The organism is Chitinophaga niabensis (assembly GCF_900129465.1).
Classification (GTDB): Bacteria; Bacteroidota; Bacteroidia; order Chitinophagales; family Chitinophagaceae; genus Chitinophaga; species Chitinophaga niabensis.
Genome location: NZ_FSRA01000002.1, coordinates 13,973 through 35,429, shown reverse-complemented (window position 1 = coordinate 35,429; position 21,457 = coordinate 13,973). Strand labels below are relative to the sequence as shown.

17 protein-coding genes and 1 tRNA gene are annotated in these 21,457 nt (G+C 44.0%); 6 read left to right on the top strand and 12 right to left on the bottom strand.

All coding sequences use genetic code 11. From position 1 onward, the window contains the following. Window positions 1-25 precede the first annotated feature (25 nt). The 3 genes from BUR42_RS17110 to BUR42_RS17100 are packed head-to-tail and all read left to right on the top strand — an operon-like array spanning window position 26 to window position 5,395. Window positions 26-763, top strand: coding sequence for an ImuA family protein (locus BUR42_RS17110; RefSeq protein WP_074240673.1), 738 nt, complete (start codon window positions 26-28; stop codon window positions 761-763). Window position 764: 1 nt separating this feature from the next. Next, window positions 765-2,267 (top strand): Y-family DNA polymerase, encoded by a 1,503-nt coding sequence (locus tag BUR42_RS17105; protein ID WP_074240672.1) that lies wholly within the window; start codon window positions 765-767, stop codon window positions 2,265-2,267. Beyond that, the gene (locus tag BUR42_RS17100) at window positions 2,267-5,395 is read left to right on the top strand and encodes an error-prone DNA polymerase (protein ID WP_074240671.1); all 3,129 of its coding nucleotides are present in this window, start codon (window positions 2,267-2,269) and stop codon (window positions 5,393-5,395) included. The genes BUR42_RS17105 and BUR42_RS17100 overlap by 1 nt, the downstream gene beginning before the upstream one ends. A gap of 2 nt (window positions 5,396-5,397) precedes the next feature. On the opposite strand, the gene BUR42_RS17095 is transcribed toward BUR42_RS17100, so the two are convergent. Both BUR42_RS17095 and BUR42_RS17090 read right to left on the bottom strand, forming a co-directional pair. Next, entirely contained in the window at window positions 5,398-6,060 is a 663-nt protein-coding gene (locus BUR42_RS17095) for a hypothetical protein (protein WP_074240670.1), read from the bottom strand. Window positions 6,061-6,222: 162 nt separating this feature from the next. Then, complete coding sequence (locus tag BUR42_RS17090; RefSeq protein ID WP_074240669.1) at window positions 6,223-7,809, bottom strand: alpha-amylase family glycosyl hydrolase; 1,587 nt, start codon at window positions 7,807-7,809, stop codon at window positions 6,223-6,225. A gap of 143 nt (window positions 7,810-7,952) precedes the next feature. Here BUR42_RS17090 and BUR42_RS17085 point away from each other — a divergent pair, with 143 nt between their 5' ends. Further along, entirely contained in the window at window positions 7,953-8,501 is a 549-nt protein-coding gene (locus BUR42_RS17085; protein ID WP_074240668.1) for a cupin domain-containing protein, read from the top strand. A gap of 77 nt (window positions 8,502-8,578) precedes the next feature. Here the strand turns inward: BUR42_RS17085 and BUR42_RS17080 are convergent, their stop codons facing one another. The 8 genes from BUR42_RS17080 to BUR42_RS17045 form a co-directional block, all read right to left on the bottom strand. Further along, a complete protein-coding gene (locus tag BUR42_RS17080; protein ID WP_074240667.1) occupies window positions 8,579-9,187 on the bottom strand; it encodes a YceI family protein in 609 nt (202 codons plus the stop codon). 16 nt (window positions 9,188-9,203) lie between these two features. Then, window positions 9,204-9,659 (bottom strand): cupin domain-containing protein, encoded by a 456-nt coding sequence (locus BUR42_RS17075; protein WP_143197501.1) that lies wholly within the window; start codon window positions 9,657-9,659, stop codon window positions 9,204-9,206. 115 nt (window positions 9,660-9,774) lie between these two features. Continuing rightward, window positions 9,775-10,512: a LytR/AlgR family response regulator transcription factor gene (locus BUR42_RS17070; RefSeq protein ID WP_074240665.1), complete on the bottom strand. Its 738-nt coding sequence runs from the start codon at window positions 10,510-10,512 to the stop codon at window positions 9,775-9,777. Beyond that, window positions 10,509-11,570: a sensor histidine kinase gene (locus BUR42_RS17065; protein WP_143197500.1), complete on the bottom strand. Its 1,062-nt coding sequence runs from the start codon at window positions 11,568-11,570 to the stop codon at window positions 10,509-10,511. Before BUR42_RS17065 ends, BUR42_RS17070 begins: the two co-directional genes overlap by 4 nt. Before the next feature lie 168 nt (window positions 11,571-11,738). Then, window positions 11,739-13,010: a hypothetical protein gene (locus tag BUR42_RS17060; protein WP_143197499.1), complete on the bottom strand. Its 1,272-nt coding sequence runs from the start codon at window positions 13,008-13,010 to the stop codon at window positions 11,739-11,741. A 429-nt stretch (window positions 13,011-13,439) separates the two neighbouring features. Beyond that, window positions 13,440-13,931: a hypothetical protein gene (locus tag BUR42_RS17055; RefSeq protein WP_074240662.1), complete on the bottom strand. Its 492-nt coding sequence runs from the start codon at window positions 13,929-13,931 to the stop codon at window positions 13,440-13,442. A 752-nt stretch (window positions 13,932-14,683) separates the two neighbouring features. Beyond that, window positions 14,684-15,997, bottom strand: a complete 1,314-nt coding sequence (locus BUR42_RS17050) for a restriction endonuclease (protein WP_074240661.1) — start codon at window positions 15,995-15,997, stop codon at window positions 14,684-14,686. A 677-nt stretch (window positions 15,998-16,674) separates the two neighbouring features. Beyond that, window positions 16,675-16,746, bottom strand: a tRNA-Glu gene (locus tag BUR42_RS17045). Window positions 16,747-16,890: 144 nt separating this feature from the next. On the opposite strand from BUR42_RS17045, the gene gap reads away from it, so the two are divergent. Both gap and BUR42_RS17035 read left to right on the top strand, forming a co-directional pair. Next, the gene (gene gap / locus BUR42_RS17040; RefSeq protein ID WP_074240660.1) at window positions 16,891-17,907 is read left to right on the top strand and encodes a type I glyceraldehyde-3-phosphate dehydrogenase; all 1,017 of its coding nucleotides are present in this window, start codon (window positions 16,891-16,893) and stop codon (window positions 17,905-17,907) included. Between the two features lie 97 nt (window positions 17,908-18,004). Next, window positions 18,005-19,201, top strand: a complete 1,197-nt coding sequence (locus tag BUR42_RS17035) for a phosphoglycerate kinase (protein ID WP_074240659.1) — start codon at window positions 18,005-18,007, stop codon at window positions 19,199-19,201. Between the two features lie 36 nt (window positions 19,202-19,237). Here BUR42_RS17035 and BUR42_RS17030 read toward each other — a convergent pair whose 3' ends face one another. Both BUR42_RS17030 and BUR42_RS17025 read right to left on the bottom strand, forming a co-directional pair. Next, window positions 19,238-20,611, bottom strand: coding sequence for a dipeptidase (locus BUR42_RS17030; RefSeq protein WP_074240658.1), 1,374 nt, complete (start codon window positions 20,609-20,611; stop codon window positions 19,238-19,240). A 165-nt stretch (window positions 20,612-20,776) separates the two neighbouring features. After that, a complete protein-coding gene (locus BUR42_RS17025) occupies window positions 20,777-21,241 on the bottom strand; it encodes a response regulator (protein WP_074240657.1) in 465 nt (154 codons plus the stop codon). Window positions 21,242-21,457: the final 216 nt, after the last annotated feature.

Below are 21,457 nucleotides of genomic sequence, written 5' to 3'. Positions count from 1 at the left end.
TTTTTGCTAATAACCAGTATTAGACATGACCAGTGGGAAAGCAGATATTATCGCTGCTTTGCAGAAGGAGATCCTTTCCCTGCAAGGCTATAAAGCAGAAGGCGATACGGCTGTGGTGAATGTTGGGTTAGAACCCATCACCCGCTCCTTTCCCAATGCCATATTTCCCACAGGTACCATTCATGAATTGCTGACCGAAGCGCCTGAGCATACTGCTGCATCAGGTGGTTTTATGGCGGCCCTGCTTTCTTCATTGATGCAGCAAGGAGGGGTTTGCTTATGGACCAGCACCTCGCGAAGGTTTTTTCCTCCTGCATTGAAAGCATTTGGTGTGGAACCGGACAGATTTATTTTTATTGATCTTCACCGGGAAAGAGATGTACTCTGGACTATCGAAGAATGTTTAAAATGCCGGGGGCTGGTGGCTGTTATCGCCGACCTGGCAGAGATCAGTTTCACACAATCCCGGCGGCTGCAGCTGGCAGCAGAGCAAAGTAATGTAACGGCCTTTATCCTGCGTACAAATCCCAGGAAATTAAACCAGATAGCCAGCACTGCCCAATGGCGGATCAAACCTTTGCCCAGTCAACTGGAAGAAGGTTTACCGGGTGTTGGGTTCCCCCGCTGGAAAGTAGAATTGCTGAAAGTGCGTAACGGGCAGCCCGGGAAATGGGAGCTTGAATGGTCATTTGACCAGTTTAAAGTATTACCGGAACATGTTGACACTGTAACATCTGATCCTCCAAAAAGAAAAGCAGGATAAGATGGGGAAGAGATATGTTGCAATATGGTTCCGTCACCTGGTGACGGACTGGATAACCCGCCGCCAGCCTGAATTAAAGGAGATCCCTTTTGTTTTTGCAGCCACTGTGCATGGGCGTATTGAGATCACCGCCGCCAATAAGATTGCGGAAGCGCAGAATATAGTGCCCGGTATGCGGGTAGCAGATGCAAAAGCTGTTTTACCTTCTCTGAAAGTATTGGATAACAGGCCTGGTCTCGAACAAAAATTGCTGAAAGTGCTGGGAGAATGGTGTATCCGTTATACACCCGTTGTAGCAGTAGACCTGCCTGATGGCCTTATGCTGGATGTGAGCGGCTGCGCTCATCTCTGGGGAGGTGAACATGATTATTTAAAAGAGATCCTCACAAAACTCAGTACATCTGGTTATGATGCACGTGTTGCCATGGCCGATACCATTGGAGCAGCCTGGGCAATTGCGCATTATGGCAATGTATATCCTATTATAGCCGGGGGAGAACAAACAGCCGCATTGCTGCCACTTCATCCAGCTGCGCTCCGGCTGGACCCGCCCATATTATTACGCCTGCATAAACTGGGATTTCATAAGATAGCCAGCTTTGCCAATATGCCGCGTTCGGTGTTGCGGAGGCGTTTTGGAGATCCATTGCTTACAAGACTGGCGCAGGCACTGGGGCAGGAAGAGGAATTTATTCAACCTATCCATATTATCTCTCCTTACCAGGAACGTTTGAACTGCCTGGAGCCGATCCGGACTGCTGCAGGGATAGAGATCGCTATCCAACGTTTACTGGAAATGATCTGCAAACGCCTGGAAACTGAAGGAAAGGGATTGAGAACAGCAGTGCTCAAATGTTACCGGGTAGATAATAAAATTGTAGAAGCAGCGATCGGCACAAACCGCGCTTCACATAATGCGTCCCATCTTTTTAAACTCTTTGAACTAAAAATAGCTTCGATAGAACCTGCGCTGGGTATTGAGCTTTTTGTGCTTGAAGTAACAAAGGCCGAAGATGTGGAACAGCAGCAGGAAAAACTATGGGCGGCCACTCCGGGGCTGGAAGAAGCAGGCATTGCAGAATTACTGGACCGTATTGCGGGTAAAGTAGGAGCAGATAGCATCCGGCGCTTTTTACCAGCGGAACATTACTGGCCGGAACGATCTGTAAAGTTAGCCTCTTCTATGCAGGATAAACCGGAAAGTGGATGGCGTTTAGACAGGCCGCGCCCTGTTATGTTATTGCCAACACCGGAAGCAATTGAAGTAACAGCACCTATTCCTGATTATCCTCCCATGCTTTTCAGGTATAGGGGAAAATTACATCAGATCAAAAAAGCAGACGGTCCTGAACGTATAGAGCGGGAATGGTGGCTGGATGGTGGAGAACACAGGGACTATTACATGGTGGAAGATGAATCCGGCCAGCGTTACTGGTTATTCCGTTCGGGGCACTATACTGCGGATCATCGTTATCAGTGGTTCATACACGGATTTTTTGCGTAATGAGTTATACAGAATTACAGATCACCAGCAATTTCAGTTTTCTACGGGGCGCATCGCATCCTGAAGAACTGGTATTACAGGCAGTGGAGTATGGTTATGATGCGATCGCTATTACCGACCGTAACAGTTTTGCCGGCATCGTGCGCGGGCATGCTGCTGCAAAAGAAAACGGCATCCGCATCATTCCTGCATGCAGGCTGGACCTATTAGATGGCCCCAGCCTTTTAGCTTATCCCACAGATCAACCTGCATATAGCAGGCTTTCCACATTGCTCACAATTGGTAATCTTCGTGCAGAAAAAGGTGAGTGCTATTTATACAGGAAGGATGTATATGCGCACAGCAAGGGAATGAAATTCATTGTAGTGCCACCAGCCACGCTCAATGCGCAGTTTGACTTTGATGATGATTTTAAATATGCCTTGCAGGAGTATTATGAAGCAATAGGTAACCACCTGTATTTAGGGGCAAACAGATCGTATGACGGAGATGATCAGAAAAAAATATACCGGCTTTCCCGCCTTGGAGAGAAGATGAACATTCCGATGGTAGCCACGAACGATGTGTACTATCATGTTCCATCCCGGCGCGAATTGCAGGATGTGCTCACCTGTGTACGGGAAAAATGTACGATCCATAATGCAGGATACCTGTTGCACAGCAATGCGGAGCGATACCTGAAACCGATAGATGAGATGCGGCGTTTGTTCATGAGATATCCTGATGCTATCCGCCGTAGCCAGGAGATTGCGGAGATGTGCCAGTTTTCGCTGGATAGCCTTAAGTATATATACCCGGAAGAGCTTACATCTGAAGGCCGAACGCCACAGGAGGAACTTACCTACCTTGCCTGGCAGGGCGCAAAGGAGCATTTCGGAGATGAGGTCCCGGAGAAAATTTCTACCGCTATCCATTATGAGTTGGCGTTCATAGAGGAGAAGAACTATGCTTCTTATTTCCTGACAGTGCATGATATTGTAAGATTTGCCCGGCAGCAGAATATCCTGTGCCAGGGCCGTGGTTCTGCCGCAAACTCTACCATTTGTTTTTGTCTTGGTATTACTGCCGTTAACCCAACAAAATTTGATCTGCTGTTTGAACGGTTTATATCATCCGCCAGGAATGAACCACCGGATATTGATGTGGACTTTGAACATGAGCGGCGCGAAGAAGTGATCCAGTATATTTATGAGAAGTATGGCCGCGATCGTGCAGCTATTGTTGCTACCGTTACGCAGCAACGCCATAAAGGCTCCATCAGGGATGTGGGGAAAGCGATGGGTTTATCCGTAGATATTATAGAACGTTTAAGCGGCGCATGGCATTTTACGGATGAGGGCTTGGATGAACCACGTATCGTAGAGCAGGGGCTGGACCCTACTGATCCGCATCTGCGCAAAGTGCTGGAACTATCAGAACAAATGCTGGGTTTCCCAAGACAGTTGGGGCAGCATACCGGTGGCTTTGTGATCACAAGAGGAAAACTTACTGACCTGTGCCCGATCATGAATGCTCGTATGGAAAACAGAACGAGTATAGAATGGAATAAGGATGATATTGATGTACTTGGATTTTTGAAAATAGATGTACTGGCATTGGGTATGTTAACCTGCATCCGAAAAGCGTTTGATCTGGCAAAGCAGCATTATGGCCTGAACCTTACGCTGGCCAATATTCCACAGGATGACCCCAGGGTGTACGAGATGATCAGTCATGCTGATACACTTGGTGTATTCCAGATCGAGAGCAGGGCGCAGATGTCTATGCTTCCCCGGTTACGTCCTAAAAATTTTTATGACCTGGTGATAGAAGTGGCCATTGTACGACCGGGACCTATTCAGGGAGATATGGTACATCCTTACCTGAAGCGGCGTAATGGAGAAGAAGTTGTTACTTATCCTTCCAAGGAATTGGAAGAGATCCTTAACCGGACATTAGGGGTACCATTATTCCAGGAACAGGCGATGAAGATTGCCATCGTGGCTGCAGGGTTCACGCCGGCAGAAGCAGATGAATTGCGGCGAAGCATGGCTACATTCAAAGCACATGGCCAGGTAACTAAGTTTCAGAAAAAATTAGTGGACGGCATGGTGGCAAAAGGATATGAGGAAGCCTTTGCACGCCGCGTTTTCCGTCAATTGGAAGGCTTTGGTAGTTACGGTTTCCCGGAAAGCCATGCTGCCAGTTTTGCGTTGCTGGTATATATCAGCTCCTGGCTTAAATGTTTTTATCCTGATGTATTTGCCGCAGCATTATTGAACAGTATGCCCATGGGCTTTTATCAACCGGCGCAGATTGTGATAGATGCGCGTAAACATGGCGTAACCGTAATGCCGGTAGATGTGAACTGTTCCATGTGGGATAATACGCTGGAAGAACATTCCCGTGCCTTACGCCTTGGATTCCGGCAGGTGAACGGACTGAAAGATGAAGATATGCAGGTGCTGATAGCACATCGCGGAACAGGATATACAAGTGTGACTGCATTACGGGAAGCCGGTGTATCAGAAACAGCGCTGGAAAAACTGGCGGATGCAGATGCCTTTCGTTCGATGGCGCTGGATCGCAGACAGGCATTATGGGAAGTGACGGCTTTGCACGACAGGCCGGTTGAGATGTTTGCAGGGCAATCAGTTAAAGAGGTGCAGGTTTCCCTGCCATTCATGACAGATGCAGAGCATGTGATCCAGGATTATGCGGCCACCACTTTATCCCTGAAAGCTCATCCTGTAAGTTTTGTGCGTGAGAAATTAAAGTTGCTGCATGTATTGACCACCCAGGAAACGAGTGAAGTAAAAGACGGTACCATTGTAAAAGTAGCCGGATTGGTGCTGGTGCGGCAAAGGCCGGGAACAGCCAGCGGAGTATGTTTTATTACGATTGAAGATGAAACCAGTTTTTCTAACCTGGTAGTATTTGAGGCATTGTTTGAGAAGTACCGCAAAGAGATCCTGCAATCCAGGCTGCTGATGGTAGAAGGCAAAGTGCAGCGGGAAGGAGAGGTGGTGCATGTGATCGTTCAGCAATGTTTCAATCTTACGAAACTATTGCGCGGGCTTACCATTCCGGAGAACGACGAGCAGCCGGTGATCAAAGATGTGTTCTATAAGGGAAGGAATTTTAAATAATATTAATTCATTGCCCTGCGACTATTATGGATCATCTGGTGCGTTTTCCAGGCATCCAGCAAATAAACATTCCTTTCCTGCAATGCCCTGAATGCCTCAATTGCGCTGGCCATTTTTGAAAGATATTCCCTGTCTTCTGCATCCAGCATACGGGGAGCGTAGCTGCTCTTTTTACCTGTCTGGTCTTTCAGGAAATTAAGCAGCGTATCTGTATCCTGTACAAACTGCTGCATATCCTCTTCCATTTGCATGATGCCTTTCACACTGATGCTGCGATGTTTGTCCGTCAGCTTGGCTATGGTTGGCAGCAGCGTTTTCTGGTGATAGATGTTTGTGAGGCTGTGGTATTCCTGGAGCTTTTTAGCAAGGAGGCTGTTGTTCCTTGACAGGGGATGTGCTTCCCACCAGTCTCCTGCATCGTTTAATGTTTGGAGGAGTTCTGAGGCTGCGGGAAGATCCTGCCGTTTTATCTTTTTGGAGATTTTAGTAATGTATTGGCTGAGACTATGTTCCTTGCTGCTCCATTCCAATACTTTTTTCAGGTTGTCGTCTCCGGCATAAGATTTATAGATCAGTGTGCCGTGTTGCTCAAGAGACTTGAAAGGAAAGAAGGTAAATCCTTCGCAGAACTTCATCTGTAATTCGGTGTCGGTAAATGATGGCATGGTCCTTCGTTTTTATCAGTATAGGTGGTTATCAAAGATAAATTGCCAGGCGGGGTGGGTGATACCCCAAAAGTGGTACAACAGCAGTAAACAACAATTAGTTGCGTTGTATGTTTGTGTTATTTATGAGTTGTTTCTTTTATATACGGTGTTAATAGAGTTTTAGTTGCCTTTTAATCTTATTACTACTCCTTCGTCTCCATCGAGGCTGATCGTGCCGCTGACGGTGTAGCCTTCCAATTCAGGGGATGTAGCTATTTCAATTACGCCATTGAAATTCGATTTGAAGTAACAGGGTCTGTGGGTGAGGTTAAGGACAATCAGGAATCCAGGGCCATTTTCGTCCTTCCTGATGTATGCGATCATTTGATTATCTGAATGAACGGATATGTAGTTCCCTGTTTCTAAGGCGGGTTCTGTTTTTCTTATAGTTATTAGTTTTTTATAGAGGTTTAGTGTTGAATGCGGGTTGTTCTTTTGTTCCTGGACGTTCACGCGGGCATATGCTTTATCTAATCTTAGCCATGGGGTACTTTCCGAGAAGCCTGCGTTTTTAGTATTATCCCATTGCATAGGTGTGCGTGAGGGATCTCTGCTGAGGTTTTTATCCGGCATGTTCAGCCCTTGCGGATCTTTTATTTCGTTGAAAGGGATGGCTACATCGCGCATGCCTATTTCATCTCCGTAATAAATGGTGGGTGTGCCACGTAGCGTTAGTAGCAGCATTGCGGCTATTAACGCCTGCTCTGCACCAACACGGCTGGCGATGCGTGGTCTGTCGTGGTTGCTGAGCACCCAGTTTGGCCAACTTTGAGCAGGTAATGCCCCTTCATAATGATCTATAGTGGTGGCAATTTGCGTGGCATCCCAGGGGAGTGACAGCAGGAGGAAGTTAAAGGGAAGATGAGCGCCCTTGTTATCTACGCCATAATACACCATCAGTTCTTTGATGGGAAGGTATACTTCTGCTATCAGTACACGGTCACCTTCATATTCTTCCAGTACACTTCTCATTTTGCGTGTGATGTCCTGTACTTCGGGCTGGTCTGTGGAATACACAGGCAACAGCTGGTCGTAATCCGGCATGTACCGTGTGTAATCAGGATTTGGTGGATTATTCCTCAGTTGTTCATCTTTGAAAATGAACCAGAGTACATCTACCCTGAATCCGTCTATTCCTTTGTTCAGCCAGAAACGCATTACGTTGAACATCGCTTCCTGTACTTCCGGGTTTCTCCAGTTGAGGTCCGGTTGTTCTTTGAGGAAGGCGTGGTAGTAATATTGTTGGGTAAGTTCATCCCATTCCCAGGCATTACCGCCGAATACGCTGAGCCAGTTGTTCGGGATTGTATCCTGCCAGATGTACCAGTTGCGTTTGGGGTTGTCTCTGGAAGAGCGGGATTCCAGGAACCAGGGATGTTCGTTGGATGTATGATTGGGGACGAGGTCCAACAGCAGTTTTATGCCTCTTTGGTGGGCTGCGTCTATTAATGCCTCGAGGTCTTCCAGGTTGCCGAAGATCTCATGCACGCCTGTATAATCACTTACATCGTAGCCAAAATCAGCCATGGGAGAGGGGAAGATGGGAGAGAGCCATATGGCATCAATGCCCAGCCACTGGAGATGATCCAGGCGGTTGAGGATGCCCTGGAGGTCACCGACGCCGTCTCCGTTACTGTCCTGATAGGAGCGGGGGTATATTTGGTAGATGATGGCTTTTTGCCACCAGGGGGTGTGTTGGTTTTCCATATAGGGTAGAGTACAAGATTTCTGCCAGAATTGACGACTGTCGACAATTTTTGGTGTTTACATATAGAAGTTGCTTTATGTCGATCTGTCTTTGCAGATCCGTTTTCTTCGGTTAAAATTGACATTAAACATAATAAGATCCGATGAAGAAAACGATTATTAATCCGGTCATAAAGGACGAAATAACTTTCACACAAACTGCCGCCGAAACTAACGGGCGCATCAGCACATTAGTTGTAAAGCTGATGCCTGGCGGGGGAACACCTATGCATTATCATAAGAATTTTTCAGAGACCTTCGTAGTTACTGAAGGAGAATTAACGCTCTACTTGAAGAATATGGTGGTGAAGTTGCTGCCAGGCCAGAAATTTATAATAGAAAAAGGGCAGGCGCACCGTTTTGCCAATGAGTTTGGTGCCCCGGTAGTTTTCACTACCATTGTACAACCAGGATTTAGTGGATTTGAAAATGCGCTCTGCATCTTGTACGGTCTGGCGAGGGATAAACGAACAAATGGCAAAGGAATACCGCTGAGCTTATTAGATCTGGCCGTTGTTACACGAATGAGTGATATGCACCAACCTGGTGCCCTGGCATTATTGTCGCCATTACTTATCTTTTTCAATATTCTTGCGCGGATCGGGAAAGTAGACAAGAAGCTTATAGCGAAATATTGTTTAAATGCTGAATGAAACTTTAGTTATCAAAAAGGCCTGCTCAACTTTTGTTGGCAGGCTTTTTTAGTTTTGGGATAACAGTTTTAGCTGCTTTAGTGCATTGTTTTTTCTGCCTGGATATGTAATTTTAGCTCAACGTCCGGTAGGATATAAAGTTCAGCTTTGGGATCACTAAAACTTGTCATTCCCCATTTAAGGCGGTTGATGCTAAATGTTGCCTCTACTGAAATCCTGTCTCCTTCATGTATTACACTAGCTATAAAATTGATAGGGTGTGTCTGGCCGATCATGGAAAAATCACCTACTACTGTAACCTGGTTGGAATCAGGTTTTTGCTCGCCCTCATAGAGCACGTTATTAATACGAAAACTTGCTTCCGGGTGCTGTGCAAGGTTAAAGAAATCAGGGCTTTTTAAATGATTGATAAGCTCGTTCTTCGCGGGCTCAGGAAGATCGGTATTGATAATACTGGCGATGGGGATTACAAATTGACCACTGGTTATATTTCCTTCGCCATTGGTTTCGAAAGAGCCGGTTACCTGGAATGTTCCCTTATGAAAATGTGTAGGAGCTGAGCCTTTCCATTCCACGACAGAACGGTTTTCAACGATCCGGAATGTTTTGTTTGCCTTGGGTTGATTGGATGAGCAGGCAGCAAATACAACTAAGAGTGATATATAGAGATATAAAATTGCTTTCATTTTTAGATATATTGATTTAAATAAAACTTACTTTATACCGGTCGGTGATTACATTGATCATCTGTTTTAAAATATCCTCTGGCGGTGCTATTGAGGGGATAGCGATTTGGGGGATCCCTTCGATCGGGCTGCTGAATTCTATGAAATAATTCCAGAGTGTGCCCGGAGTTATCAGGTTAATGATCGTTGCTTTTTCTGTGAGGATACGAAACGAGTGAGGAACATTCCTGGGTGCAAATAATGCTTCACCTGGGTTAAGCACGGTTGCTGAACCGGCAACGCTTACCGATACCTGGCCTTCTACGACATAAAAAGATTCATCTTCATTGTTGTGGATGTGGGCTGGGGGTTCTGCACCTTGGGGTAAAGTGAGTTCCAGCAATGCCAGAGCATTACCGGTTTGATCGGGAGCAATAAGTGTTCTGAAATATCCACCCTGATAGCTCCTGAATTGGTCTTTTTGTAAATCCATATAAGGTCTGTTTAAGTTTGAGAGTGCAAGTTTGGTGGTATTCTCCGGGCTATACAAATTTGATCGACATATGGCGGATTTTGTCGTTGTAATGTTGTTTTGGGAGGTAAAGGGATTATAGATTGCCAGTTGGCTGGTCGAATATTCTGGCGCATGCCTGCTTGTAGTTACGGCCGATGGGGATTTTATTTCCTGCTATAACAATATAATTGGGATGGTAACTTTCAATGTAATCAATGGGAATGATATAAGAACGGTGAATCCGCATGAACTCACTTATAGGAAGCAGCTTTTCTACTACACTGATCTTTTGTTTAGTGATCAGTACTTTTTCGGTAGTGATCACTTTTATATAATCCTTTACACTTTCAATCCATAATATGTCTTGCGTATTGACCTTTATTAAACGGCGATCTATCCGCAGATACAGAAAATGATTTGCCGGTTCTATTGGTGCAGGCTTAAGTTCCTGTGTGTCTGTCCGGTTCTTATCACCGTTAATAAACTGCATTACCTTATCGATTGCCCGCAGGAACCGATTCAAGGGAATGGGTTTTACCAGGTAATCAATGGCATTTAGATCGAATCCGTCAAGTGCATATTCCTGGTAGGCAGTTGTGAATATGACCAGTGGAGGAGATTTGAGGCTGCGTACAAGATCTGTTCCTGAAAGCCCCGGCATTTTTATATCCAGGAAGATCAAATCTATTTTGGTGTTTTGAATAAGCTGGAAAGCCTGAATAGCATTGTTGCAGGTTGCTACAATTTCTATCCCGGGAACATTAGCAGCATATCGCTTTATGATATCCACCGCATGAGGCTCGTCGTCTACTATCAGTGTTCTAATGGTCATGGCTTTATTAATTGGACCTTCAATTCGGTGATGAAGCAGTCTTCTTCATCGTACCATTTAAAAGTGTGCATTTCCGGATATAGTAATTTCAGTCTTTTCTCCACATTAGTCATTCCTATATGGGCATTGGATCGCTTTTGATATGCAACAGCCTGTTCAGGTTTGCTATTGCTGATCTTCACTATCAGATCAACTGACGAAGCATAGATTTCGATGTTAATCCACGGAGCGTCCACCGTTTCCGCTGCTCCATGTTTAAACGCATTTTCCACGAGGGGGAGCATCAGCAATGGGGAAATCTCCTGATCACCGGCGTTGTTACGAATATTCACATTTAATTCCAGGCGTTCCTCATAGCGGAGCTTTTCCAGTCTGATGTAATCGTTTAGTACTTCAAGATCCCTTTTCAGCAGTACTTTGTCAGCAGAGCATTCGTACAGTACATATCGGAGGATATTGGAAATGCCCAGTATGATTTCGGGTGTTTGAGGTGCATTGTCCAGAGAGAGCGCATAAAGGTTGTTCAGGGCATTGAAAAGGAAATGAGGGTGTAACTGTGCTTTTAAGAAATTCAGTTCAGCCTGGAGGGCTGCCTGTTTCCGTTCTTGCCACATAATGAACATCCGAAGCGTTACGCAGATCCAGATGACAGAATTGCTGCGTTCTATTGCATTAACAAAATCAAACCGGTTGTTTAATTGCTCCCAGAGTGAGTGGTTCATCTTGCTCCAGGTAAAGTTTGCGTCCTGTGCTTTATAAAATTTGTAGATATAAGGATCAGAAATGAAAACCTCCGTGACCCTGTACAGGGTGGCGATGAATATCATCGTTGCTAAAACGGCAAAAAATGCCTGTATATACCTGCCGCGAAAGAAAAAACGAGGCAGGATAAAGTAGGTGATCAGATAGAAATAGCACATATGCACAGGCAAAAGGATCAGGATCACTTTTGTGCCAAGATTGAAGCTGTCGAACGCCGTGCCGTAAATAAACGTAAGAAGGCTGAATGCGATCAGCCAATACAACAAGTGCTTAAATATCGGGTAGTCTCTCAACAAGTTTCCTTTTTATACAGATTACAAAGTTAGTATTTGGTACCTATGGTATGGAGATACGTAGACGAACATACGCTTTCGTCGATGAATGACCATTTAAAAATACGCAGCTTTGGGGCAAAATCAAAGGCAGACCCAATTTGAGCCTGCCTTTTTGGGGTTTTCTTTTGTCTAAGCCTTTCTTCTTATCTTAAAACTTCCTGAAATCTGTTTGCTTCTGTTTGTACAGCTGGACTCCCGCGTGTATACGGTTGCCGTAAAATCACCTTCAATGAAACCGGCGATATTACCATAGTTGGTAATATTTAGTTTACCTTTTCCATAACGGGGTGTACTTTCATTGCAGTTATAATAGGTACCCAGCCATATTACACTTGGCTGGTTGGAAACAGATAGCTGGAGGCTGAAATTCCCAGCAGCCACTGCACTTCCCTGGTCATAACTACCGGGTTTTGCTTCATTTAACCAAAGACTTACGCCACCAGAGAGCCCTGTGCCTATAATATTTGTGGTTGTTCCTATCAATGCTCCGTCGATTGAAAGTGCGATATGTGAGCTGCCATCAAATTCCCAGATAAAATATTCTTCCGGTACCAGCTGAATAGGAACTTGCACGATAACTAAACCAGTATTGCCCGGCCTGTCGGGATGGCGTTTGTTGACCATGTTTTTTATATTAACGCCAACGGCTATTGTTGCCGGGGCTGGTATGCTGGCAGGAGCGGTATAAACTACAACGTTTGATGAAGGATTATCAACTTTCCCGGCACCATTGATAAACCATCCACCAATGTTTTTAACCGGCACGGGGCCACCCGGAGCGAGGAGAGCATCATTATCTGTGGAGTGAATTGTACTTATATCATCATAATGAACTTCCAGCTTTGTATTTTCATTAGCGGAAAGGGTGGATTCCCCTCTAACCTTAATGTAAAAGATCCGCTCCAGCGTCCAGTCGCTAAAATGCCTGGTGCTGACCGACAGAATCCTGTTGGACTTGTCTATATCTGTAAGAATAACCCTTCTCCAATATCCTTCGGCATCCTGATATGCTATGTAAAGATCGTTTTCTGTTGTTCCAATAAGGTTTTCATCTGTGTATTTGAAGCTGATCCTCACATCCTTTTGAAAGTTCACATTTTCAGGGCCAAGGCGGTAAACTGTTCCGGTTGCAGACTGAAGAGTACTGGTTACCGGCTGTATGCTAAGATTGACTTCGGAGGTTAAAGCTCCGGCAGGGATTTCAATTTTTATATTCCCGTCCGGCGATTGGATAATACCACCTGATGGACCTATTATTTGAGTTGTTGCAATTCCCGCTGCGGTGCCATGTTCTGTGGGTATGGGCTTTTTTTCGGGATTTGATCCCTGGTTGCTCTTTTTACAGGAAAAAAGCGAGAGGGCGATCAACAGGATCATCCTGTTTAAATTTTGTTTGTTCATGATGGCAAATGTCATCGATGAATTTCAGACAAAAAACCAATGTCGCCGTACGGCAGCCTTCATAGATGGAAAACGGATTGTGATGCTTAGTGTAAACGAAAGATCGATGTATTTTGCTGGATATGGAGATGTGAACATAAAAGGCTATTCATTGAATAGCCTTTTATGTTGGTGCCCAAAACGGGAGGGTAATTTAACCAATTTCAGCTAATATTCTGAGCTTATAATTGGTTGTTTAAAATATCATTAAGGGATCTTTTGAAGATGCTGACGAGCAGGAGATTAAATTAAAGGCCAATATTAAACCTGCTATTAGTATTATGTTTCCTGGCGTTTTCATAATTATAGTGTTAAATTGAAAATGTCAGCTGCTCAATGCCAGGCAGCGTTGCGGTGCCTCCTGTTCAGCGTATATTTCCCTTGCGGAAATTACTTCCAACTGATAGTCAGATCTTTTAACTCCACCTCAAAATGGCCTGAAGAAGGGTCAAAGAACTTAAGAGGAACTATTTTTAAAATTTTTGCTGCCGGTAGTACCTTTGATAATCTGATCACTGTTTTAAGCGGAACATCGGTATAGAGATCATTACTATTATCCTGAGTACCAAGTGATATCCTGTCACTTCTGTACTCATTACCTTCAATATCTATAGCTTTGGCAGGATCGAATAGAATGCGCCTGTTAGCAGCATGATTAACCAAGGTTAAGATTAAATTAACTGTTTGGTCTTTTGTATTTCCCTCACATTTTATCAGGTTGAAATCAATTTTGTCGGTAGTAACAGTTTTAGTTGGCGTATTAATTTGTAATGATTTCTTAAGATACTCATTTTCTTTTTTCAAATCGTCACAATTAGTTTGAGCTTTTGAAACCTGGCAGATTATTAAAAAAATGGCCAGCACAGAAAAAATGGTTTTCATAAACGGCAATTAAAAGGTTAAACAAATGCAATGCCTTAAGGCTAGTTAACGAACTGAATATAAGAATAAATATTCATTTAGAGGCTTTTAAAGTACATGCTTTAGCTGATCAGAAGGAATAATCGTTCTAAGTTGGTATTTGACAATGGTGGCCACGCTTTAAAGGGATTTATATTAATAACGGTATTTGGAATAGCCAGGTTTTACATCAGGTAAAAATTTAAAATAAAAAAGGCATCAACGGGAGCCAATGCCTTTTCATTCTCTTGAAGCTTCTGCTTCATAGTACCCCTAAAGGGACAATTATCTAACCGATTGATCCGCGATTTGATTACTTTTTGCAATTTTCGGGAATGAGTGACCCTTTTTACCGATGACCGAGAATAGCGGAATTAGACCACTATAAGGCTATCACTAAGCTTAAATTAATTCCATCATTTTCTAAGTCAGCGGCCGATGGGATAGAAATTTGGTTGCTAATCGGCCAATCCATCTTTCAGGATCATCTACCGTAAATGCGTTTTTGCAGATTTTCCCATCGATATAGAATCAGGAAAACATTAATAGGCCGTCCTGACGATTATAGTCGTTGCCTGTTTTCGGGATTATAGTTCGCCCAATTGATATTTTCAATTGGGCGAACAACCTAATGCGTCCAATTATAAGAATTGTTGATAAAGGCACCATCTACTCAAATAGAAGAAAAGAGCCGGGATGGAACTATTATGGTATGCCACACATACATATATCAACTAATAAAGTCTTGTCGCCAAGTTTTCGAGCCAGTCCAGAACCTCAACATCAGATTCCACATATTGTTTTAAATCACTTCCTTGTATTAGAACAATATGAGCACCATCTTGGGACGATCGCTTAATAGCAGACTCTACCTCCGAAGAAAATCCCATATAAGAGATGAAAAAACTTAATTTGATCACTGATTTATGGTTCCTTAATTTCCCCTCAAAATCCCTGAATTCACTAGCTCCTACTTTCTTAGACCAATTTTTACACTCAGCAAAAATAAGAGGACTACCAAACGCCATCCAAAAAGGCCGATTAATGTTATTTCTTAATACCAGATCTATTTCCTCATCACCCAGCGATATTCTGGTACTAGTTACATGAAAGCCATTGACATTAGAAAAAATATTGCTCATAAGCTCTTCCAAAATTTTTCCCTTCAAATCATTTGAAGCTTTTCTGTCGGCCATTGTAGCTAGAGTTTCTTTGACATGCATTTTTAAATGTATGTTCCTTGCAGTAACATCCTTCTCTATAACTGTTCTCAAAAGACTGCCATAGAGGTTCAGCTTATTGACTAATCTCTTGGTAAGACGCTCATGAAGGCCTTCTATTTCATGGTCATAGTGGATTATTCCAGAGAGGTTCAAATCAATTGTAGTTTCAGGTGGATGTCCTTCTAAAAGCAACTTGATATCCATCGCAGAGATAACTTCATCAAAATTCCAATTCTGGTTATTTCTATTTGTGAATAATCCGGCAATTAACAAAATCCATGGAGGCAGCCCAAGATATCTATCCAGTAAAAAATAGTCGAAATTATTTTGCATTCTTCTGTGTTCATACTTCTTCAGCGTATATTTTTCCCCATCTTTTGATTTAACTATGGAAGTCTTCTCACCAGACTCGGCCAGTAACATAGGTACATAAAAGGCTTTGAAATCCTTCAACTGATCCGACTTGCTTAGCTTTGAAAGACCATTTAAATAGTTTCTAATATAATCTTTCTGGATTTCATCTTCCCAATCAGTATGATTAGTTGTAACATGATATTCCAATAGATTAGCAAAATTCTCATACAATTCATCGTAATAACTGGCATAGACTTTTTCCATTATTTGCCAATCAAATCCATCTTTGCTAAAACGTTCCAAGGCCTTACCGCATGTAGAAGTATAGCCAATTTTTTTGTATGTAAGCATCGCTTTGCCAGCTGGCTCTTTATAGAAAGAATCCTCGGCAAAAAGAAATTGCAAAAAAGCCGGTGGACCATACTCCCAGGCCCGAACCTGTGCTCCTATTTTAAGAAAGCATTTCTCCAAGTTGTTTTAATGTTTGTTAATACTACTAATTTACCCAAACGTCGCCAAATAAGACGATTTTATACCTGAAGTTTTTAATAGTAAGTTCTTTGAATAAAAGAAAGTGCGGAGATCTGACTCAATTCCTCATAGATAATGTATTGAAAAATTGTAATTCTCTTCGAAAGAGAAACGGATTAAAAAATATTCGAAGTAAATCTTATCTATAATGAAAGGTTGTTTGAACATCCTATATATTCCACTTTGATAAGGAGATTTTATGAGTGGAGTGTGGGATCACTTCCGTTTGATCCATGTGGCAAGGGCCTGATGAAACCTTTCGTGTATTAATAACGATCCACTGGCACTTAAACAAGATGAGAAATTGTTATCGGTCGAGTCTGGATTGGCAAATCTAATTGCTTAGACGGTAATAAATATTCCCCCAACAAAATGATGAACAGAATTATTTAAATGTTTCTGCTCAATCATCCGTATGAACTTCAAAAAGATACATTTTGTTAAACATACCGTACGAGACTTTGCGGCATGTTATTTTGTTGAAAATCAATTGTTAAGTAGAAAAGTTATTTATATAGGTTTTCCGATTGATTAGTTGGGATATTTATTAGGCTTGATGTATAGTTAGTAAAAAACAAAAGAGTTGTCAGAAATGACAACTCTTTTGTTTCCCTTAGTACCGCGTACGGGAATCGAACCCGTCATTCCTCCGTGAAAGGGAGGCGTCTTAACCGCTTGACCAACGCGGCGTACCCTTGTTTTGGGATTGCAAAGGTATAATCTCCTGTCTATTTTCCAAAATAAATTTACTTAACCCAAATATCTATTGATTAATCCCCGCCAAGACTGTAATTTCGCAATTCAATTTTTTCATCTACAAACTACAGTGTAAAATGGGAACTTCTCTCAAAATTGGTATTAATGGTTTCGGTCGGATCGGCCGCTTGGTTTACCGCCAAATTTACAATATGCCAGGAATCGACGTGGTGGCTATCAATGACCTTACCAGCCCCGCTGTTTTAGCGCATTTGCTGAAATACGACTCTGCACAAGGTAGATTTGGACAGGAAGTGAAGCATAGCGATAACTCTATCTCTGTAAACGGAGAAGAGGTTAAAATATACGCGCAGAAGGATCCTAGTCAAATTCCCTGGAAAGACCATGGTATTGATGTGGTGATCGAATGCACCGGTTTCTTTGCAGATAAAGATAAAGCTGAAGCCCACATCAAAGCTGGTGCTAAACGCGTTGTGATCTCTGCTCCCGCCACCGGCGACCTGAAAACAGTGGTTTTCAACGTGAATCATGATATCCTGGACGGTAGCGAAACGGTTATCTCCTGCGCATCCTGCACTACCAACTGCCTCGCTCCGATGGCTAAGGTGCTGAATGATAAATACGGTATCGTAACTGGTCTGATGACCACTATCCACGCTTACACGAACGATCAGAACACCCTGGATGCCCCACATCCAAAAGGTGACCTGCGCCGCGCCCGCGCTGCTGCAGCGAACATCGTTCCTAACAGTACTGGTGCTGCTAAGGCTATCGGCCTGGTGCTCCCGGAACTGAAAGGTAAGCTGGACGGTAGCGCACAACGTGTTCCAACCATCACCGGTTCCTTAACTGAACTCACTACCATCCTCAGCAAAAAGGTAACTGTTGAAGAGATCAATGCCGCCATGAAGGCTGCTGCGAACGAATCTTACGGCTACACTGAAGACGAGATCGTGAGCACAGACATCATCGGTATCAACTATGGCTCCCTGTTCGACGCTACCCAAACAAGGGTACTCACCCAGGGCGATATCCAACTCGTGAAAACCGTTTCCTGGTACGATAACGAAATGAGCTATGTGTCTCAGCTTGTACGTACTGTGAAGCATTTTGCCGGTCTGATCAGCAAATAAGCGATTCGCATTATATAATTTTACCAACCCTCCGCGAAACGCTGTCCCAGCGGTACACGGAGGGTTTTTTTCTTACCTTTCCTAAAATCCTCCCTTCATGAGTAAGTTCTCTGATCATAATTTCAAGGGCCAGAAAGCCTTGATCCGCGTAGATTTCAACGTGCCGCTGAACGATCAATTCGAGATCACGGACGATACCCGCATGACCGCAGCAGTACCTACTATCAAAAAGATACTGAAAGACGGCGGCGCTGTGATCCTCATGAGCCATCTCGGCCGCCCGAAAGACGGACCTACCAATAAATACTCGCTTAAACACCTGGTTTTTCACCTGATCAGCCTGCTGGACGGTACTACCGTGAAATTTGCGGAAGACTGCATCGGCGAAACTGCTGAAAAAGCTGCGCTCAACCTGCAAATGGGAGAGGTGCTGCTGCTGGAAAACCTCCGTTTCTATAAAGAAGAAGAAAAAGGCGATCGTGCTTTTGCAGAGAAGCTCTCCAAATTGGGCGATGTATATGTGAACGATGCTTTCGGTACCGCTCACCGCGCTCACGCTTCCACAGCCATTATCGCTGATTTTTACCCGGCGGACAAGAAGATGTTCGGATTGCTCATGGAAGCTGAAACCATTAGCGCAGAAAAAGTATTACACAGTGCTGAAAAGCCTTTCACGGCTATTCTCGGGGGAGCAAAGGTGAGCGACAAGATCCTCATCATCGAAAACCTTATGAACAAAGCCAACAATATCATCATTGGTGGCGGGATGGCTTACACCTTCCTGAAAGCACAAGGCAAAGAGATCGGGAACTCCCTCGTGGAAAATGACAAGCTGGACCTCGCGAATGAACTCCTGGCCAAAGCAAAATCCCTGGGTGTGCAATTGCTGATCCCTGAAGATTCTATTGCAGCTGATAAGTTTGCAGCAGATGCCAATACACAACTGGTTTCTAATGATAATATCCCTGCCGGCTGGATGGGATTGGATATCGGGGCGAAATCCATCGCTAAGTTCAGTGAAGTGATCGCTGCTTCTAAAACCATTTTATGGAACGGGCCAATGGGCGTTTTTGAAATGGAAGCATTCCAGGGTGGTACAAAAGCCATCGCAGACGCCATTGTGAAGGCCACTGAAAATGGTGCTTTCTCCCTTGTTGGTGGCGGAGATTCTGTAGCGGCAGTGAATAAATTCGGTTTAGCAGAGAAAGTTAGCTATGTGTCCACCGGCGGTGGCGCTATGCTGGAATACTTTGAAGGAAAAGAATTGCCAGGTATTGCGGCTATCAAGAAATAAAGCATAAAAAAGCCGCAGTAAGTACTGCGGCTTTTTTTATTTTTTACTCATCTCAGCAAAATACTGGTGGAAGTAAGGGATGGTTTCAATTCCCTTGTAGAAATTCTCCAGTCCGTACTTCTCATTCGGCGAGTGTAAGTTATCACTGTCTAAGCCAAAGCCCATCAGCACTGTCTTTAACCCCAGTGTTTTCTCAAACAATGCCACGATAGGAATACTTCCGCCTCCCCGTACAGGGATAGGATCTTTTCCGAAAGTAGTGGCAATGGCTTTGCTGGCTGCTTTGAAGGCGATATTGTCTGTTGGCGTAACATAAGGAGAACCACCATGGTGAGCCGTTACAGATACTTTTACAGATTTAGGCGCGATCTTTTCGAAATGTGCTTTGAAAAGATCTGAGATAGCTACCCAATCCTGGCCTGGTACCAGGCGCATGGAGATCTTGGCAAATGCTTTTCCGGGTAATACGGTTTTGGCACCTTCGCCGGTATAACCTCCCCAGATACCATTCACTTCTAAAGTTGGGCGGATGCCGGTCCTTTCGATCGTGGTGTATCCTTTTTCGCCCCAAAGTTCATCTACGCCGAGGTCTTTTTTGTATTCGGCCTCATCGAAGGGGGCTTTGTTCAGGCTTTCCCTTTCTGCCACGCTCAATTCCTGTACGCCATTATAGAAGCCTGGAATGGTGATGTGGTTATTTTCATCATGCAGGGAAGCGATCATTTTGGCGAGTATGGTGGCCGGATTGGCAACTGCTCCGCCATACACGCCACTGTGCAGGTCGCGGTTGGCACCGGTTACAGCAACTTCCATATAGGCCAGGCCACGGAGACCGGTGTCTATGGAAGGATTGTCCATACTGATCATGGAGGTGTCCGAGATCAGTACCACGTCTGCTTTCAGGCGTTCTTTATTGTTTTCCAGGAAAACGCCCAGGTTATTGGAACCCACTTCTTCCTCTCCTTCTATCATGAATTTGATATTGCAGGGGAGGGTGTTGGTTTTGTTCATGGTTTCAAAAGCCTTCACGTGCATGTAGAACTGGCCTTTATCATCGGCAGAACCACGTGCATAGATCTTTCCGTCCTTGATCACAGGCTCAAAGGGAGGGCTGGTCCAGAGGTCAAGGGGATCAGGAGGTTGCACATCATAGTGGCCATATACCAATACAGTAGGGAGGGAAGGGTCGATGATCTTTTCTCCGTATACAATGGGATGGCCTGCTGTCGGGCAAACTTCCACTTTGTCTGCCCCTGCGTCTGTTAATCTTTGTTTCACCGCCTCGGCGCAGCGCTTCGTATCCTCATTGTGTCGGGAATCCGCACTAACAGAGGGGATTCGCAACAGGTCCAGTAACTCGTTCAGGAAACGGTCTTTGTTCTGTGCCTGGTAATCTTTCCAAACTTGCATGATTGAGCAATTAAACGTTCACAATGGACGCAATTTAAAGGTAACGGGTGAGTTCAGCAAAAAAAGCCCACAGAGGGCGCTGCATTTTTATGGATACCATCTATAAACAAAAAAAGAGGCTGCATCCTTTTACGGATACAACCTCTTCACCTATGAAAAATGATTTTATGAGATCAATTTCTGCCTGAGCAGGAATTCCAGCTTTTCGTTCACGTCCAGCAGCTTTTCTGTCAGCTCCCGGTTCTCTTTCCGCAGGGCATATACTTCGTATGCCTTTTCTATATTATGCCGTAACTCCTCGTCGTTCCAGGGTTTAGAGAAATATTTATAAACCTGGCCTTTGTTGATGGCATCTATCACTGCATTGATATCTGCATATCCTGTAAGGAGAATGCGGATAGGCTCCGGGTATTTAGCAAGTATCGATTCGAAGAACTCAATACCTGTCATCCTCGGCATACGCTGATCCGATATGATGATGTGAAATTCATGATCTTCCAGCAGTTTGTAAGCATCGTCAGCGGATTCTGCCGTTTGAACGGTGTAAATCCTCCTGAATGATGCCTTAAATGCATTCAGGTTATGTATTTCATCATCGATATAGAGGATGTGAATGTGTTGTGCACTCATTATAACGCAGTAGACTAAATGTAAGTTAATAAAAATAAGTGAGTTAGCAACGACAGAAACCGCCGTAACTATAAATCAAAAAACACAAGCTTGCATTCCCAATTGCCGGTATAATTGATGCACTCATACCCGGAATTCGATTTCAAACATAGATATTTTTTGTTATTCACCTTTTACTTTTTGGTTCACCGCCGCTACTTAATTCGTAAACGGCAG

Coding starts and splice junctions, on each gene's coding strand:
- BUR42_RS17100 (WP_074240671.1), top strand. CDS start 2,267: ATGAGTTATACAGAATTACAGATCACCAGCAATTTCAGTTTTCTACGG.
- gap (WP_074240660.1), top strand. CDS start 16,891: ATGGGAACTTCTCTCAAAATTGGTATTAATGGTTTCGGTCGGATCGGC.
- BUR42_RS17110 (WP_074240673.1), top strand. CDS start 26: ATGACCAGTGGGAAAGCAGATATTATCGCTGCTTTGCAGAAGGAGATC.
- BUR42_RS17060 (WP_143197499.1), bottom strand. CDS start 13,010: ATGAACAAACAAAATTTAAACAGGATGATCCTGTTGATCGCCCTCTCG.
- BUR42_RS17090 (WP_074240669.1), bottom strand. CDS start 7,809: ATGGAAAACCAACACACCCCCTGGTGGCAAAAAGCCATCATCTACCAA.
- BUR42_RS17075 (WP_143197501.1), bottom strand. CDS start 9,659: ATGGATTTACAAAAAGACCAATTCAGGAGCTATCAGGGTGGATATTTC.
- BUR42_RS17070 (WP_074240665.1), bottom strand. CDS start 10,512: ATGACCATTAGAACACTGATAGTAGACGACGAGCCTCATGCGGTGGAT.
- BUR42_RS17025 (WP_074240657.1), bottom strand. CDS start 21,241: ATGAGTGCACAACACATTCACATCCTCTATATCGATGATGAAATACAT.
- BUR42_RS17035 (WP_074240659.1), top strand. CDS start 18,005: ATGAGTAAGTTCTCTGATCATAATTTCAAGGGCCAGAAAGCCTTGATC.
- BUR42_RS17030 (WP_074240658.1), bottom strand. CDS start 20,611: ATGCAAGTTTGGAAAGATTACCAGGCACAGAACAAAGACCGTTTCCTG.
- BUR42_RS17055 (WP_074240662.1), bottom strand. CDS start 13,931: ATGAAAACCATTTTTTCTGTGCTGGCCATTTTTTTAATAATCTGCCAG.
- BUR42_RS17105 (WP_074240672.1), top strand. CDS start 765: ATGGGGAAGAGATATGTTGCAATATGGTTCCGTCACCTGGTGACGGAC.
- BUR42_RS17080 (WP_074240667.1), bottom strand. CDS start 9,187: ATGAAAGCAATTTTATATCTCTATATATCACTCTTAGTTGTATTTGCT.
- BUR42_RS17095 (WP_074240670.1), bottom strand. CDS start 6,060: ATGCCATCATTTACCGACACCGAATTACAGATGAAGTTCTGCGAAGGA.
- BUR42_RS17085 (WP_074240668.1), top strand. CDS start 7,953: ATGAAGAAAACGATTATTAATCCGGTCATAAAGGACGAAATAACTTTC.